The sequence below is a fragment of the Amycolatopsis sp. NBC_01307 genome, assembly GCF_035975215.1.
Taxonomy (GTDB): Bacteria; Actinomycetota; Actinomycetes; order Mycobacteriales; family Pseudonocardiaceae; genus Amycolatopsis.
Map to the genome: position 1 here is coordinate 7,776,715 of NZ_CP108403.1, position 14,273 is coordinate 7,790,987.

Annotated in this window: 14 protein-coding genes and 1 riboswitch; of the genes, 7 read left to right on the forward strand and 7 right to left on the reverse strand. The window is 70.0% G+C overall.

The window, feature by feature from the left end; all coding sequences use genetic code 11:
• Nucleotides 1-19: 19 nt before the first annotated feature.
• The gene (locus OG439_RS34025) at nucleotides 20-646 is read right to left on the reverse strand and encodes a LytR C-terminal domain-containing protein (RefSeq protein ID WP_326944746.1); all 627 of its coding nucleotides are present in this window, start codon (nucleotides 644-646) and stop codon (nucleotides 20-22) included.
• Nucleotides 643-951 (reverse strand): DUF3263 domain-containing protein, encoded by a 309-nt coding sequence (locus tag OG439_RS34030; RefSeq protein WP_247058599.1) that lies wholly within the window; start codon nucleotides 949-951, stop codon nucleotides 643-645. The genes OG439_RS34025 and OG439_RS34030 overlap by 4 nt, the downstream gene beginning before the upstream one ends.
• 155 nt (nucleotides 952-1,106) lie before the next feature.
• On the opposite strand from OG439_RS34030, the gene OG439_RS34035 reads away from it, so the two are divergent.
• Entirely contained in the window at nucleotides 1,107-1,685 is a 579-nt protein-coding gene (locus tag OG439_RS34035) for a peptide deformylase (protein ID WP_247058600.1), read from the forward strand.
• Between the two features lie 83 nt (nucleotides 1,686-1,768).
• On the opposite strand, the gene OG439_RS34040 is transcribed toward OG439_RS34035, so the two are convergent.
• Complete coding sequence (locus OG439_RS34040; protein WP_326944747.1) at nucleotides 1,769-3,934, reverse strand: glycoside hydrolase family 15 protein; 2,166 nt, start codon at nucleotides 3,932-3,934, stop codon at nucleotides 1,769-1,771.
• Nucleotides 3,935-4,139: 205 nt separating this feature from the next.
• Here OG439_RS34040 and OG439_RS34045 point away from each other — a divergent pair, with 205 nt between their 5' ends.
• The 3 genes from OG439_RS34045 (at nucleotide 4,140) to thiD (OG439_RS34055) (ending at nucleotide 7,651) form a co-directional block, all read left to right on the forward strand.
• Complete coding sequence (locus OG439_RS34045) at nucleotides 4,140-5,051, forward strand: S1C family serine protease (protein WP_247058602.1); 912 nt, start codon at nucleotides 4,140-4,142, stop codon at nucleotides 5,049-5,051.
• Between the two features lie 50 nt (nucleotides 5,052-5,101).
• A riboswitch (TPP riboswitch) is annotated at nucleotides 5,102-5,226 on the forward strand.
• Nucleotides 5,220-6,854, forward strand: a complete 1,635-nt coding sequence (thiC, locus tag OG439_RS34050; RefSeq protein ID WP_326944748.1) for a phosphomethylpyrimidine synthase ThiC — start codon at nucleotides 5,220-5,222, stop codon at nucleotides 6,852-6,854. (Overlaps the previous riboswitch by 7 nt.)
• Nucleotides 6,851-7,651: a bifunctional hydroxymethylpyrimidine kinase/phosphomethylpyrimidine kinase gene (gene thiD / locus OG439_RS34055; protein ID WP_326944749.1), complete on the forward strand. Its 801-nt coding sequence runs from the start codon at nucleotides 6,851-6,853 to the stop codon at nucleotides 7,649-7,651. Before thiC ends, thiD (OG439_RS34055) begins: the two co-directional genes overlap by 4 nt.
• A gap of 44 nt (nucleotides 7,652-7,695) precedes the next feature.
• Here thiD (OG439_RS34055) and OG439_RS34060 read toward each other — a convergent pair whose 3' ends face one another.
• Complete coding sequence (locus OG439_RS34060; protein ID WP_326944750.1) at nucleotides 7,696-9,207, reverse strand: alkaline phosphatase family protein; 1,512 nt, start codon at nucleotides 9,205-9,207, stop codon at nucleotides 7,696-7,698.
• 92 nt (nucleotides 9,208-9,299) lie between these two features.
• A complete protein-coding gene (locus tag OG439_RS34065; protein ID WP_247058605.1) occupies nucleotides 9,300-9,695 on the reverse strand; it encodes a winged helix-turn-helix transcriptional regulator in 396 nt (131 codons plus the stop codon).
• 91 nt (nucleotides 9,696-9,786) lie between these two features.
• Between OG439_RS34065 and OG439_RS34070 the strand changes: the two genes are divergently transcribed.
• Nucleotides 9,787-10,710 carry an NADP-dependent oxidoreductase gene (locus OG439_RS34070; protein WP_326944751.1) on the forward strand — a complete coding sequence of 308 codons (924 nt, stop codon included), beginning with the start codon at nucleotides 9,787-9,789 and terminating at the stop codon, nucleotides 10,708-10,710.
• Here the strand turns inward: OG439_RS34070 and OG439_RS34075 are convergent.
• Nucleotides 10,707-11,717: a phosphatidylinositol-specific phospholipase C domain-containing protein gene (locus tag OG439_RS34075; protein ID WP_326944752.1), complete on the reverse strand. Its 1,011-nt coding sequence runs from the start codon at nucleotides 11,715-11,717 to the stop codon at nucleotides 10,707-10,709. The two genes, OG439_RS34070 and OG439_RS34075, sit on opposite strands and share 4 nt — an antisense overlap.
• Nucleotides 11,718-11,828: 111 nt before the next feature.
• Between OG439_RS34075 and thiD (OG439_RS34080) the strand changes: the two genes are divergently transcribed.
• Both thiD (OG439_RS34080) and OG439_RS34085 read left to right on the forward strand, forming a co-directional pair.
• A complete protein-coding gene (gene thiD / locus OG439_RS34080; RefSeq protein WP_326944753.1) occupies nucleotides 11,829-12,656 on the forward strand; it encodes a bifunctional hydroxymethylpyrimidine kinase/phosphomethylpyrimidine kinase in 828 nt (275 codons plus the stop codon).
• 320 nt (nucleotides 12,657-12,976) lie between these two features.
• Nucleotides 12,977-13,780, forward strand: a complete 804-nt coding sequence (locus tag OG439_RS34085) for an ion transporter (RefSeq protein ID WP_247058609.1) — start codon at nucleotides 12,977-12,979, stop codon at nucleotides 13,778-13,780.
• Here the strand turns inward: OG439_RS34085 and OG439_RS34090 are convergent.
• Complete coding sequence (locus OG439_RS34090) at nucleotides 13,777-14,208, reverse strand: MarR family winged helix-turn-helix transcriptional regulator (RefSeq protein ID WP_247058610.1); 432 nt, start codon at nucleotides 14,206-14,208, stop codon at nucleotides 13,777-13,779. The genes OG439_RS34085 and OG439_RS34090 overlap by 4 nt on opposite strands.
• Nucleotides 14,209-14,273 lie beyond the last annotated feature (65 nt).

Here is a 14,273-nt window from a genome sequence, read left to right on the forward strand (position 1 = left end):
CCCCTTCGGCACGAGCTCGTCAGCTGCCCTTGTGGCCCGACTCGTATTCCTTCGTCACGATGATGATCACGCCCGGGCTGGCGCTCTCTATCCCCGGGAAGCGGGGCTCGGCCTTGATCTGGAACTCCTGCGCGAGCTGCTTCGCCGCGGCTTCCTCGTCGGTGCCCGGGCGGTAGAACGCCGTGGTCACCGGGATCGTGCCCTGCGAGTAGTTGCCGACCTCGTTGACGGTCCAGCCGTCACCGCGGAAGTCGCTCGCGGCCCGCTCGGCGAGGTCCTTGATCAGGGAGTTGTTGAAGACCCGGACGGTCACCCACTTGTTGCCCGTCTGCTGGTCACCGGGCTGACCCGGCTGCCCGGACGTCGGCTGCCCCGGTGTGGGCTGGCCGGGCGTCGGCGACGACGGCGTGGGTGACGTCGGAGGGGTCGTGGACGACGGCGGCGGTGTCGACGGCGAGGTGGGCGGCGACGTCCCGCCCGGCGGCGTGCCGGGCTGGGTGCTGGGCGTACCGCTCGGCCCGGCTTCGTTCGAACCGCCACCACTCAACGCGGAGATCCCGCCGATCACGGCGGCGACGATCGCCACGCCGATCAGCACGACGCCCGCGGCCTTCATCGGCCGGGACATTCCCGAAAACACGCTCATTTCAGCTCGATCCCCAGTCGCCTGGCCCCACGCTTGCGCTGGCGGGCGGCGCGCGTCTTGCGCAGCCGCTTCACCAGCATCGGGTCGGCTTCGATCGCCTCCGGCTTCTCCAGCAGCTTGTTCAGCAGCTGGTAGTAGCGCGTGCTGGAGACTTCGAAGCGCTCACGGATGGCGTTCTCCTTCGCACCGGCATGTCGCCACCACTGGCGCTCGAAAGCGAGGATCTCGACCTCGCGTTCGGTCAGGCCGGGTACGGGCTTCGGCGGCGACGGCTGCGGCTCAGCCATCGACTCCGCGGCGTCCATCCGAGTCCCTCTCAATCGGGCGACATGGTGATCCAGACCTACCTCTTCCGCGGGCGTCATTCAACCACGGATCAACACGCCGACGTGGGCATCGACATCGGCGCGTCACGGTCTGATGCAGGTCTACCAGAAGGGTCCGACTAAACTGCCCGCTCGTGACCGTCCACGCCATCCGGATCGCCGGCGACCCCGTGCTGCACCACCCGACTCGGGAGATCACCGAGTTCGACGAGAAGCTGCGCGTCCTCACCGACGACATGTTCGAGACGATGTACGAAGCCGAGGGCGTCGGCCTAGCGGCCAACCAGATCGGCCTCGACCTGCGGGTGTTCGTCTACGACTGCCCGGACGACGAGGGCGTGCGCCACAAGGGCGTCGTCGTCAACCCGAAGCTCGAGACGTCGGCGATCCCGGAGACCATGCCGGACCCGGACGACGACTGGGAGGGCTGCCTCTCGGCGCCCGGCGAGTCGTACCCGACGGGCCGCGCGTCGTGGGCGAAGGTGACCGGCTCCGACATCGAGGGCAACCCGATCGAGGTCGAGGGCACCGGCTACTTCGCGCGCTGCCTGCAGCACGAGACCGACCACCTCGACGGCTACATCTACCTCGACCGGCTCGTCGGACGCCACGCCCGCGCCGCGAAGAAGATGCTGAAGTCCAACAAGTGGGGCGTCCCGGGCCTCTCGTGGCTGCCGCCGCGCACCCCGGAAGACGACGGCGCCGTCATCTGACCTCCCGTACTCCGTAAAGCCGTGAAGGCCTCCTTACCGGCTCTTATGGCCGGTAAGGAGGCCTTCACGGCTTTTGGCGAACCTCAGCAGCCGAGGAAGTGGCAGCGGACCACGCGAGGCGTTTCGAGCACAGAGCCCGCCTTGACGTCCCAGGCCAGGCGGACGTACTGCGCGTGCGTCCAGGCCAGCGGCGTCGCCGAGTTGTTCGGGGTCCCGGCCGGGAACCCCGTCTGACCCGACGGCGGGTTCTCGTCCCACACCTGCTCCGGCATGGTCTCCGCCGAGCTGCTCACCCGGCCGAGGTCACGCAGCCGCCGCGCGGCCGAAGACGGCTGGCCCAGCGTCAGTTCGTACTCGCCGCGTTCGCCGGCCAGCAGCGGCCACAGCCGGCCGAACGTCGTGCGGCTCTCGGCCGGGAACGTGTAGTCCCACGGTGAGCCGTCGGCCTGCTCGCCGTAGCCGTCCTTCGTGTAGCGGTGCCAGAACTGGCCGGTCGGCGTGGTGAACGAGATCTCCTTGTCCGTGACGCGCACGCTGTTGCGGATCACCGGGTCGTCGGCGCGGTAGATGCCGAGGCGCACCAGGTCGAGGAACCCGGCGTCGGTGACCGCGCGCTGGTCCATCGTCACGCTGGAGTTGCCGAGGTTGTACGTCGTTCCGGCGTTGGCGTTGCCGTCCTTGGTGAGCCGGACGAAGTACGGGTCCTTCGACAGCGGCCCGTTCGTGGTGATCGTCTGCTTCGGCAGGTCGGCCTTGAACTTGTCGGCCGCGGCGAGGTACCTCTTGGCGTCGGCGGCCGCGCCGTTGTGCGACGCGATGTCCGCGGCGCACACGAGCCCGGCGATCACCGAGGCGATGGTCGACGGGGACCAGCCGTCCTGCTCCTCCCAGCGTTCCTGCTGCGTCCACGGCGCCGCCTGGCCGTCAGGACCCTTGTAGGACAACAGGAAATCGGCGGCCTTGCGCACGCCGGGCCAGACGTCGTTGCGCCCGAGCTGCTGGGCGAGCACGATCGGGAAAGCGGTTTCGTCGAGCTGGACCGACGTCCAGTACGGCACGCCGTCGACCCGGCTGTTCTGCGGCATGTGCCCGTCGGCCTGCTGCTGCGTGCCGAACATGTAGGTCACCGCGCGGCTCGCGGCCGCCGTGTCGCCGCCGGCGGCCAGGCCGGTCGCGATCTGGTAGAGGTCGCGCGGCCAGACCAGGTGGTAGGTGCCGGACGGCGACCACTCCGGGTCGTTGTTCCCGAACCGCCACGGCATGCTCGGCGACGCGATGAACGCGCCCGGGTGGTGCTTGTCCTCACTCGCGGCCAGCGTCAGCATCGACGCCTTGTAGAGGTCGCGCTCACTGTCGGTCTTCAGCGACGACGGCGGTTTGCTCACCCCGCGCAGGTACTGCTCCCAGCCGCGGTCGTAGGCGCGGGTGATGGCGCCGAAACCGCGTCGCTGCGACGCCTGCGCGTTGCCGAGCGCGTCGGCCGCCTTCGCGCCCATGCCGAGCGCGAGGGTGACGTGCCGGGTGCGCACGCCGTCGGCCGCGGTCTGCCCGGTGAGCACGACGTTGCCGTTGCCGGCGGTGTCGTACGTCGCGAGCTTGAACGTCTTCGCGAGCTGGGTGCCGCCGTCGGACGCGCCCGCGTAACCGACACTCGTGCGCGTGAAGCCGGGCTTCGCGGTGAGGGCGGCGGCGTTGGTGGCGTCCGACGCGGTGAGCGCGTCCCCCTTGCGCGCGGCCGAGTCGTCGGAGCCGTCGTTGGTCAGGTCCGGGTCGGCGACCGCGTAGAGCTGGTACGGCCGGCCGGTGAGCGACTGGAAGTCGACGTCCACCAGCACGGTCGTCGCGGCCGGGTCGGTGACGTAGGTCTTGCGCAGCCGCCACCGGTGCTGGTCGTCGGTGATGGTCTGCTCGTAGGTCAAACTGTCGTCGTCGGTCCGCCGGACCTGCTGCGACTTGGCCGTGTTGTCGGCGACGGCGAAGCTGCGCCCGTCGGTGACGACGAAGTCCATCGAGCGGACGCTGGGCGTGGACAGGTCCGGGTAGTAGACCTCGGACATTTGGCCGCCCTGGAGCGTGAACCAGACGTTGCTGCCGCGGTCGTGGGCCGTGCCGAAGCCGGTCTTGTTCGCGGGTAGCCAGCTGGGATGGGCGCCGGGCGCGCCGGGAGCCGTCCCCTGGGCCGCCGCGGTCGCCGGTATCAGCCCGGTGACCAGCAGCCCGGCGAGTGCCGGAACCATGAGTTTGCGCATATCAACCCCACAGTGATGTCGCTTCTGCACCGTTACAGAAGCGACAGGCAGTGTCTCGCCGATTCTTCACGGGCGCATGGTCCGAACTGGTGAACCACTGACCGTCACTGGTCCGGTCACGCCGCCGGTTCACCAGCAGCGAACGGACTTCCGGCCGTTCGCGGCGCACACTTGAAGTACTGCAACGGTGTAATCGAGGTACTCCATGGACGAGGCGATGGACGCCTACTCGCGCGCGGTCAGCACGGTCGCCAAGACCGTCACCCCGCACGTCGCCGGGGTTCAGCTCGGGCGCGGCAGCGGCTCCGCGGTCGTCTTCGCCGACGACGGCTACCTGCTGACCAACGCCCACGTCGTCGACGGCGAACGCCACGGCGTCGCGACCTTCGCCGACGGCAGCGAAGCGCGCTTCGACGTCGTCGGCGCCGATCCGCTGTCCGATCTCGCCGTGCTGCGGGCGCGGGACGAGACGCCGTCCGCCGCCGTGCTCGGGGACGCCGACCACCTCGTCGTCGGGCAGCTCGTGGTGGCGATCGGCAGTCCGCTCGGCTTCTCCGGCTCGGTGACCGCCGGCGTCGTCAGCGCGCTCGGCCGGGCGCTCCCGGTGCGGCACGGGCGCGCCGGCCGGGTGATCGAGGACGTCATCCAGACCGACGCCGCGCTCAACCCGGGCAACTCCGGCGGCGCGCTCGCCGACTCCGCCTGCCGCGTCGTCGGGATCAACACCGCCGTCGCGGGCGTCGGGCTCGGGCTCGCCGTGCCGATCAACTCGACGACGCGCCGGATCATCGACACGCTCGTCGTCGAAGGCCGGGTGCGGCGGGCGTACCTCGGCGTCGTCGGCGTGCCCGCGCCGCTGCCCGACGACGTCGCCGAGCGCACCGGGCAGGAGGCCGGGCTGCGCGTGCGCGAAGTCGTCTCCGGCGGGCCCGCCGAGCGCGCCGGGCTGCGAACGGGCGATCTCGTGCTGACCGTCGGCCGCGCCCGGGTGTCGGACGCGCAGGGCATCCAGCGGCAGCTGTTCGCCGAAGTGATCGGCACCGCACTGCCGATCACCGTGCTGCGCAACGGAGCCATGGTCGACGTCTACGCCACACCGGCCGAACTGGTCGGGTGAGGTGAGCGGACTTGAGTCTGGCGCCCCGGCGTGGCATGGTCGGTGGCACAACACCACAACGCGGGAGCTCGCGCCATGGCGGGCTGAGAGGGTGACTGGGGATTTGTCCCGGGTGTCACCGACCGCATGAACCTGACCGGGTAATGCCGGCGTAGGGAGTGAAAGTCGTTGACAACGCTGGAGAACAAGGACGTCTCCGTCACGACCGGGCCCATCACGGGCTCGCACAAGATCTACCACCAGACCGAATCCGGACTGCGTGTTCCGGCCCGCCGGATCGACCTCTCGAACGGCGAACACTTCGACGTCTACGACACTTCCGGGCCGTACACCGACCCTGAAGCGAACATCGACGTCCACAGTGGACTGCACCGGTTGCGGGCCGGCTGGGCCGACGGCCGGGAGCACAACACCCAGCTCGGGTGGGCCAAACAAGGCGTCGTCACCAGGGAAATGGAGTACATCGCCGCCCGCGAACGGGTTTCGCCGGAGTTCGTCCGCGACGAGGTCGCGAGCGGCCGCGCGGTGATCCCGGTCAACCGGCGCCACCCCGAGTCCGAGCCGATGATCATCGGGAAGAACTTCCTGGTGAAGATCAACGCGAACATGGGCAACTCGGCCGTCTGGTCGTCGGTCGAGGAGGAGGTCGACAAGATGGTGTGGGCCACCCGATGGGGTGCCGACACCATCATGGACCTCTCCACCGGCAAGCGGATCCACGAGACGCGCGAGTGGATCATCCGCAACTCCCCGGTGCCGGTCGGCACCGTGCCGATCTACCAGGCGCTGGAAAAGGTCGACGGGGAGCCGGAAAAGCTGTCGTGGGAGGTCTACCGCGACACCATCGTCGAGCAGTGCGAGCAGGGCGTCGACTACGTCACGGTGCACGCCGGCGTGCTGCTGCGCTACATCCCGCTGACCGCGCGGCGCGTCACCGGCATCGTCAGCCGCGGCGGCTCGATCATGGCGGCGTGGTGCCTCGCGCACCACCAGGAGTCCTTCCTGTACACGCACTTCGAGGAACTCTGCGAGCTGCTGCGCCAGTACGACGTCACGTTCTCCCTCGGCGACGGCCTGCGGCCCGGTTCGATCGCGGACGCCAACGACCGCGCGCAGTTCGCCGAACTGGAGACCCTCGGCGAGCTGACGCACCTCGCGCGCTCGCACGACGTCCAGGTGATGATCGAGGGCCCCGGCCACGTGCCGATGCACAAGATCAAGGAGAACGTCGAGCTGGAGGAACGGCTCTGCGGCGAGGCGCCGTTCTACACCCTCGGCCCGCTCACGACGGACATCGCGCCGGCGTACGACCACATCACCTCCGCCATCGGCGCGGCGCAGATCGGCTGGTACGGCACGGCGATGTTGTGTTACGTCACGCCGAAGGAGCACCTCGGCCTGCCGAACCGCGACGACGTCAAGACCGGCGTGATCACGTACAAGATCGCCGCGCACGCCGCCGACCTGGCCAAGGGGCACCAGTACGCGCAGGAGTGGGACGACGAGCTCTCCAAGGCGCGCTTCGAGTTCCGCTGGAACGACCAGTTCAACCTGTCGCTCGACCCGGACACGGCGCGCGCGTTCCACGACGAGACCCTGCCCGCCGAGCCGGCCAAGACCGCGCACTTCTGCTCGATGTGCGGGCCGAAGTTCTGCTCGATGCGGATCACGCAGGACGTCCGCAAGTACGCCGAGGAGCACGGTCTGTCCACTGTGGAGGCCATCGAGGCGGGCATGGCTTCGAAGTCGGCGGAGTTCACCGAGTCCGGCGGCCAGGTCTACCTGCCCGTGGTGCAGCTGTGACTCCGCCCACCGCCCTCACCATCGCCGGATCCGACTCCGGCGGTGGTGCGGGCATCCAGGCGGACCTGCGCACGTTCTTCGCGCACGGCGTCCACGGGCTCGTCGCGCTGACGGCCGTCACCGTGCAGAACTCCTTGGGCGTGCAGGGTTTCACCGAGATCCCCGCCGACGTCGTGGCCGCGCAGATCAAGGCCGTGGCGACGGACATGGGCGTCAACGCGGCCAAGACGGGCATGCTGGCGACGGCGGAGATCATCCGAGCCGTGGCCAAAACCCTGGACGAAGTCGGCGGCGACATCCCGTTGGTGGTCGACCCGGTGGCGGCGTCGATGACGGGCCACGCGCTGCTGCGCGAGGACGCCCTGGAGGCGATCCGCACGGAGCTGTTCCCCCGAGCGACGCTGATCACCCCGAACCTGGACGAGGTCCGCCTGCTGACGGGCATCTCGGTGGTTTCTCCCGCATCCCAACGGGAGGCGGCGGAGGCACTGCTGGCCTTCGGTTCGCGCTGGGTCCTGGTCAAGGGCGGCCACATGACGGGCAGCACGTGCGTAGACCTCCTGACCGACGGCGCCTCGTTCCTGTCGTTGAGCGGCCCCCGCTACGACACAGAGAACACCCACGGCGGCGGCGACACCATGGCCTCGGCGATCACGTCATCGCTGGCGAAGGGCGCCTCGGTGCCGGACGCGGTGGCGGCGGGGAAGCGGTTCATCGAGCGCTGCGTAGCGGAGTCCTACCCGCTCGGCGCGGGCGTGGGCCCGGTGTCACCGTTCTGGGTGCTCGGGTCCTCGTGAGTGGTAATTAGGGTTCTAACCCTAATTACCACTCACGACGTTGGTCAGCGGGTCGTCAGGTGCGGGGCGTCGACCGCCCAGTACCAGTTGTTGCCCGCCGCGTATAGGCGCCACGTGAAGCGGGCCGAACGAGCGCCCGCCGGGACCGCTACCGACGTCGTCGTCGGCTGGGACAGGACGTCGCCGCCCCGGTTCGCGGACGAGGATTCCGGGCCGTACGCCAGGACCGGCTGCTCCGCGCCGCCGTCGAAGGAGACCGTCAGCGCGCCGCGCTGGGTGCCGTCCTGGCGGTAGTGCGAGACGAACCCGACGTCCACTGTGGACTTACCGGTCACCGCAAGAGCCGGTGACACCAGGGAAGAGTCGAAGGTCCCCGACGAAGACGGCGACCCCTTGTCGTCCCACTCGTCGGGGTCCGCCACCGCGAAGACGCCCCGGGCGCGCACGTTCGCCTCCCGCTCCTGCCCGGGCGCGGTGCGCGTCCAGAAGTCGTCCGTCGTGAACGCCCAGCCCTGCCACTCCGTGACACCCGCGGGCATGGCCGACGCGTTGCGGACCGTCCAGCCCGACGGCGCGTCGTGCGTCCAGCCGAGCACCGACGCCGGGACGCCCGTTTCGTCCGCCCGCGGCTTCAAGACCGCCGAGTCGAACGGGTCCGCGGGAAGCGAGCCCAGCGCGTAACCGTCCAGGGAAAGCGGGATTCCCAGGTGGCGCAACGCCGTCGGCGCGATGTCGACGATCTTCGGCGCCACCGCGGGCGTTCCGGCCGGCACCGCGCCGCCCGCCGCGATCACGAACGTCATGCGCTCCTCGGGGCTGTCGCCACCGTGGCCGCCCGGGCCGGTGTGGCCGTGGTCGGTCGTCAGCATGACCAGCCAGTCTTCCGACGAATACGAGGGTCGTGCGCTGATCGCCGTCAGCAGCCGGCCGAGGTACGCGTCGTCCGCGCGCAGGGTCGCCGCGTACTCCGGCGAGTCGGCGCCGTGCGCGTGGCCCGCCTCGTCCGTCTGTCCGAAGTAGACGAACGACGCGTCGGCCTTGTCCTGCTTCAGGTGCTTCTCGGCGTCCGCGGCGAGCTGCGGATCCGTGTTCTCGTAGCCGGCGCTGTCGCCGTCCAGGACGTACTTGCGGTCCTGACCGGTGCGCAGGATCTTGTCGCCGATCGGCTTCCAGTCGACGGCGGCGTACGTGTCGAGCGCCGGGTTCGCCGTCTCGGCGCGCGCCAGCCAGCTCGGGTAGGCGGCCAGGTTGCTGCCGGTGAACGCGTTGTCCTTCACCAGGTGCTTGTCGGGCCAGACGCCGGTGAGGATCGACGACCAGCCGGGCCCGCTGAGCGTCGGCGCCATCCCGCTGCCGTACAGCGAGCTCCGCGCCGAGTACCCGCGCCGGACCAGCGCGTGCACGTTCGGCGTGTCGGCGGCGAGGAGCTTGTCGAACCGCGTGCCGTCGAGCCCGATCACCAGCACCTTGGGCGTCTTCGCCGCGCCCCCGGCCACGCCGGCGGTCAGCCCCGCGGCCGCCACCAGCGCCGTGACCAGGCAGAACAGTCTCCGCATGAACCCTCCAGGAATTGGTTCGGATGAGTTACCCGGAGGTTAGGGAGTCACGAAGACGAAGAGGTGAACGCGGGGCGAAACCCGGTGAGCCATCAGCGGACCGGCTGCAGCTCCCGGCCGTCGTAGGACTCGCGGGCCGAGCGGATCCGCCCGAAGTTGGCCTGGGACCACGCGCTCAACGCGATCAGGTGCGCGCCGACCTCGGCGCCCATGTCCGTGAGCGCGTACTCCACCGACGGTGGTGTCGTCGGGTAGACCGTGCGCGTCAGGAAGCCGTCGCGCTCCAGCTGGCGGAGGTTCTGGGTCAGCATCTTCTGGCTGACGCCGTCGACCGCGCGGCGCAGCTCGCCGAAGCGGTGCGGGCCGCGGGCCAGCGCGCCCAGGACCAGGGCCGTCCACTTGTTGGCCAGCAGGTCCAGCACGTCACGGCACGGGCAGCTGCGGAGGTAGACGTCCCAGGGTCCGTCCTGGTCGCAGGTGGTTTCCATCGGGTACCTACTTTACGAAGAAGTGCCTTCTGGCGAAAAGTGCCTACCCATCCGAGTATAGGAGCCGACCCCGGAACGAAGGAGCGAACAGATGCGCATCGTGACCCAGCAGGCACTCGGCGGCCCGGAGGTGCTGACCGTCACCGAAGCACCGCGGCCGGTCCCCGGGCCCACGGAGGTCCTGGTGCGCGTGCACGCCGCCGGGATCAACCCGGTCGACTGGAAGGTGCGCGCCGGGGGCGGCTTCCTCGGCGGGCCGCCGTTCACCGTCGGCTGGGACGTCGCCGGCGTCGTCGAGGAGACCGGCTTCGGCGCCACCGGCGTCCGGCAGGGCGACGAAGTCCTCGGCATGCCCTGGTTCCCGCGCCCGGCCGGCGCCTACGCGGAGTACGTCACCGCGCCCTCGCGCCACTTCGTGCGCAAGCCCGCCGGACTCTCGTTCGCCGAGGCCGCCGCGCTGCCGCTGGCCGGGCTGACCGCCTGGCAGGGCCTGGTCGACGTCGCGAACGTCCACAGCGGACAGCGGGTGTTCGTCGACGCCGCCGCGGGCGGGGTCGGGCACCTCGCCGTCCAGATCGCCAAGGCGCGCGGCGCGTACGTGCTCGGCACGGCCAGCGCGGGCAAGCACGACCTGCTGCGCGAACTCGGCGTCGACGAGCCGATCGACTACCACGACGAAGCCGCGACGGCGTCCGATGTGGACGTCTACTTCGGACTCGTCGGCGAGGAGAGCGACCTGCGCTGGCTGCCCGCGATCAAGGAAGGCGGACTGTTGATCGGCGTGCCCAGCGGCGTCGGCGACCGCGTCGAAAAGGCTGCTGCCGAACGGAAAGTGCGGACGGAGCGGATCCTCGTCGAACCCGACCGCGGCGGGCTGACCGGCCTCGTCGAGCTGATCGAGGCCGGTCAGCTGAAGGTCCGCGTCGAGCAGACCTTCCCGCTGGAAGACGCGGCGAAGGCGCACGAGCTGGGTGAGTCCGGGCGAGTGTCCGGGAAGCTCGTGCTGACCGTCTAACCCCTGGCGAGCACCTGGGGCAGCACCGTCGTGAGCCCGGTCCAGTCGGACGTGATCACCGACGCGTGCTGCTTCGCCAGGTCGGCGACGCGCTGGTTGGCCTGCTCGACCGTCGGGTTGTGGGCGTCGATGGCCGGCGCGACGTTCTGGCCGTCGGTCATCACGACGTAGTAGTGGTTGGTGTCGTACCACCCCGGCCCGGTCTGGGTGACCCACGCGTTCGCGTCGCCGTCGAAGACCACGAACCACGGCTTGAGGTCGGCGGTGTACTTGTCCCGCGGGTCACCGCCGGCCGCGCCGTGCACGGTCGGGAAGATGTAGGCGTCGCCGATCCGGCCGGCGTTCTTGAGCCCGAGCAGGTAGCGGCCGTACTCGACGTCGGTCTTCAGCGTGTCGGTCGGGTTCTGCTCCTCGACCGTGCCCGGGATGATCTCGGTGATCACCCGGCCCCGCAGCGCGTCCACGGACGGCCAGTTGTCCGCCTTGGCCGCGTCGTCCAGCGTGCCGTAGCTGCCGAGCAGCTCACCCGGGCGGAAGGCGACGCTGCCGAGGTGCGCGCGGAACGTGGCGTCCAGCTCGTCCGGGCCCATGCCGGTGTTGTCCGAGAAGCCGGTCTTCATCTCGAGCTTGAGCGTGAGCGGGGTGTGCCCCGGGTGGGCCGCGAGCCAGATCCGGATGTCGTCGAGGCAGTACTCCAGGTTCTTGTTCTTCCCGCCGGTGTACAGCTGCGCCGCCGACGTCGCCGCGACGCAGTTGTTGCTGTTCCCCAACGGGTTCGAGTGGCTGACCTTCCACTCGTGGGTGAAGAAGTCCGGCCAGACGTCGAGCTCGATCAGCGACGAGCCGGCGTCGAGCGCCCTGGCCAGGTAGTCGTAGGCCGCCGGGTCGTACGTGTTGTGCACGCCGACCGTCGTGACGTGGGAGAGCTTCGGGCCGTCCGCGTTGGCGGCGGTCGCCCCGGAGAACGTGAGAGCGGCCGTGAGGAGTACCACCGAGAAGAGCTTCATCCAGGCTCCTTCGCCCGTGAACTGGTGAGTAGCCCACACAATGTGCCACCGTGGTGGCCTGTTGATGAAGCAAAAGCGGCCGATTGGCCTAGACCAGAAGTCGGGAAGAGAATGACCACGAGCCCGCCCACCGCGTTGACCATCGCCGGTTCGGACTCCGGCGGCGCCGCCGGTCTGCAAGCGGATCTGCGCACGTTCCTGACCTGCGGCGTCCACGGCCTGGTCGCGGTCACCGCCGTCACGGTGCAGAACACCCTGGGCGTGCACGACCGCGCCGACCTGCCGCCGCACATCGTGGCCGGGCAGATCGAAGCCGTCGCGGCGGACATGGGCGTCGGCGCGGCCAAGACGGGCATGCTCGCGTCCGCGGAGATCATCGACGCCGTCGCGGCGGCGTGCGACAAGGCGGAGATCGGCCGCGACGAGAAGATCCCGTTCGTCGTCGACCCGGTCGCGGCTTCGATGCACGGCCACCCGCTGTTCGACGACGCCGGACTGCGCGCCCTGCGCGACGAGCTCCTGCCGCGCGCGACGGTGCTGACGCCGAACCTCGACGAGGTCCGGCTGCTGACCGGGATGACGGTGAAGGACCGCGAGGGCATGCACACCGCGGCGGTGGTGCTGCACCGGATGGGCCCGCGCTACGTCCTGGTCAAGAGCGGCCACCTGCAGGCGGACCCGGAGTGCGTCGACCTCCTCTTCGACGGCTCGACGTTCGTGGAGCTGCCGGGCGAGCGCTACCCGACCCAGCACACGCACGGCGCGGGCGACACGATGGCGTCGGCGCTGACGGCGGGCCTGGCGAAGGGCATGTCGGTGGTGGAAGCGGCCCGCTACGGCAAGTGGTTCGTCTCCCAGGCGGTCGAGCACGCCTACCCGATGGGCGCCAAGGTCGGCCCGGTCTCGGCCTTCTGGCGGCTGGCACCCGAAGAGCGCTGAGTACCCGTCACGACTTGCGCCCGAAGACCCGCCGGTCGCCGCCATTCGCGCACGGACCCTCCGTTGGGGCGACCGAATCAGGCTGTCCGGCAGCCGGCCCCCGAAGATCGCGGGTCACCCCGCCGCGGCCGCACCCTTCCTGCGGCCCGTGCCCGGCACCCGGGCAAACCGGTCGCCGGACGCCTGCGCGACACGGCACCGCGCGGCGCCCGGACCACACCGGCCCCGGCCTTCTGGCGGCTGGCACCCGAAGAGCGCTGAGTACCCGTCCGGTTACCCTTTCCTCGTTTACTGATCCTTGACCACAACGGGGGACGGCCTTGACCGGGCGCGAACGGGTCGCGAGGTTCCTCGAGGACCGCCGCTTCCAGAACTTCATCATCGCGGTGATCGTGTTCAACGCGGTCACCCTCGGCATGGAGACGTCGACGTCGCTGATCGACGGCTACGGCGGCCTCCTGCACACCCTCGACCACATCGCGCTCGGCATCTTCGTCGCCGAGCTGCTGGCGAAGTTCTACGCCTACCGCGGCGCGTTCTTCCGTGACAACTGGAACGTCTTCGACCTGCTGGTCGTCGGCATCGCGGTGATCCCGGCGACCGGGCCGTTCGCGGTGCTGCGGTCGCTGCGCGTGCTCCGGGTGCTGCGGCTGATCTCCGTCGTCCCGTCGATGCGCAAGGTCGTCTCCGGGCTGCTCGCGGCGATCCCCGGGATGGCGTCGATCGCCGCGCTGCTCGGGCTGATCATCTTCGTCGCCGGCGTGATGGCGACCAAGCTGTTCGGCGTGATCTCGCCGGAGAACTTCGGCGACCTCGGGACGTCGTTGTTCACGTTGTTCCAGGTGATGACCGGCGAGGCGTGGCCGGACATCGCGAAGGAGATCATGCAGCAGGCGCCGATGGCCTGGATCTTCTTCGTCGTCTACATCCTCGTGTCCAGCTTCGCGGTGCTGAACCTCTTCATCGCCGTCGTGGTCAGCGGCATGGAGGACGAGCTGCGCCAGGACATCCGCGAAGAAGAGGCGAAGCAGGCCGCGACGCAGGCCGAAGCGAACCGCGAGATCCTCGAAGAGCTCCGCGCCCTGCGCGCGGAGCTGGCCGAGCTGCGGCAGAACGCCGCTTAGCGGTCTTCGTCGGCGATCAGCGCTTCGAGCGCCGGGAGTGCCGTGGTCAGCGCCTCGCGGTGCTCCGGCGACAGCTTGTCGAGCCGCCGGTTCAGCTCCTGGACGCGCGTCGACCGGACGCCGGACACGAGCCGCTCGCCCTCTTCGGTGGCCTTCGCCAGCCACGCCCGCCGGTCGACCGGGTCGGACTCGCGGCTGACGTACCCGGCCTCGACCAGGGAAGCGATGATCCGCGACATGGTCGCCGCCGCGACACCCTCCTTGGCCGCGAGGTCGCCGAGGCGCAGCTGGCCGGCGTGGACCAGCGTCGCGAGCGCGGAGATCGCGCCGTGGCCGGGGCCCGGCACACCGGCCTGGCGCAGTGACCGGGACAGCCTTCCCACGGCGAGGTACAACCTGCCCGAGGTGTCCTGAACCGATGTGGTCACGGCTGGCTCCTTCTGCCCTCACCCGTGCGCGGGTGCGCCGGAAAGTTCCGTCTACCTTACGGGTT

Coding starts and splice junctions, on each gene's coding strand:
- OG439_RS34025 (WP_326944746.1), bottom strand. CDS start 646: ATGAGCGTGTTTTCGGGAATGTCCCGGCCGATGAAGGCCGCGGGCGTC.
- OG439_RS34030 (WP_247058599.1), bottom strand. CDS start 951: ATGGACGCCGCGGAGTCGATGGCTGAGCCGCAGCCGTCGCCGCCGAAG.
- OG439_RS34040 (WP_326944747.1), bottom strand. CDS start 3,934: ATGCGCAAACTCATGGTTCCGGCACTCGCCGGGCTGCTGGTCACCGGG.
- OG439_RS34045 (WP_247058602.1), top strand. CDS start 4,140: ATGGACGAGGCGATGGACGCCTACTCGCGCGCGGTCAGCACGGTCGCC.
- OG439_RS34060 (WP_326944750.1), bottom strand. CDS start 9,207: ATGCGGAGACTGTTCTGCCTGGTCACGGCGCTGGTGGCGGCCGCGGGG.
- OG439_RS34065 (WP_247058605.1), bottom strand. CDS start 9,695: ATGGAAACCACCTGCGACCAGGACGGACCCTGGGACGTCTACCTCCGC.
- OG439_RS34070 (WP_326944751.1), top strand. CDS start 9,787: ATGCGCATCGTGACCCAGCAGGCACTCGGCGGCCCGGAGGTGCTGACC.
- OG439_RS34075 (WP_326944752.1), bottom strand. CDS start 11,717: ATGAAGCTCTTCTCGGTGGTACTCCTCACGGCCGCTCTCACGTTCTCC.
- thiD (WP_326944753.1), top strand. CDS start 11,829: ATGACCACGAGCCCGCCCACCGCGTTGACCATCGCCGGTTCGGACTCC.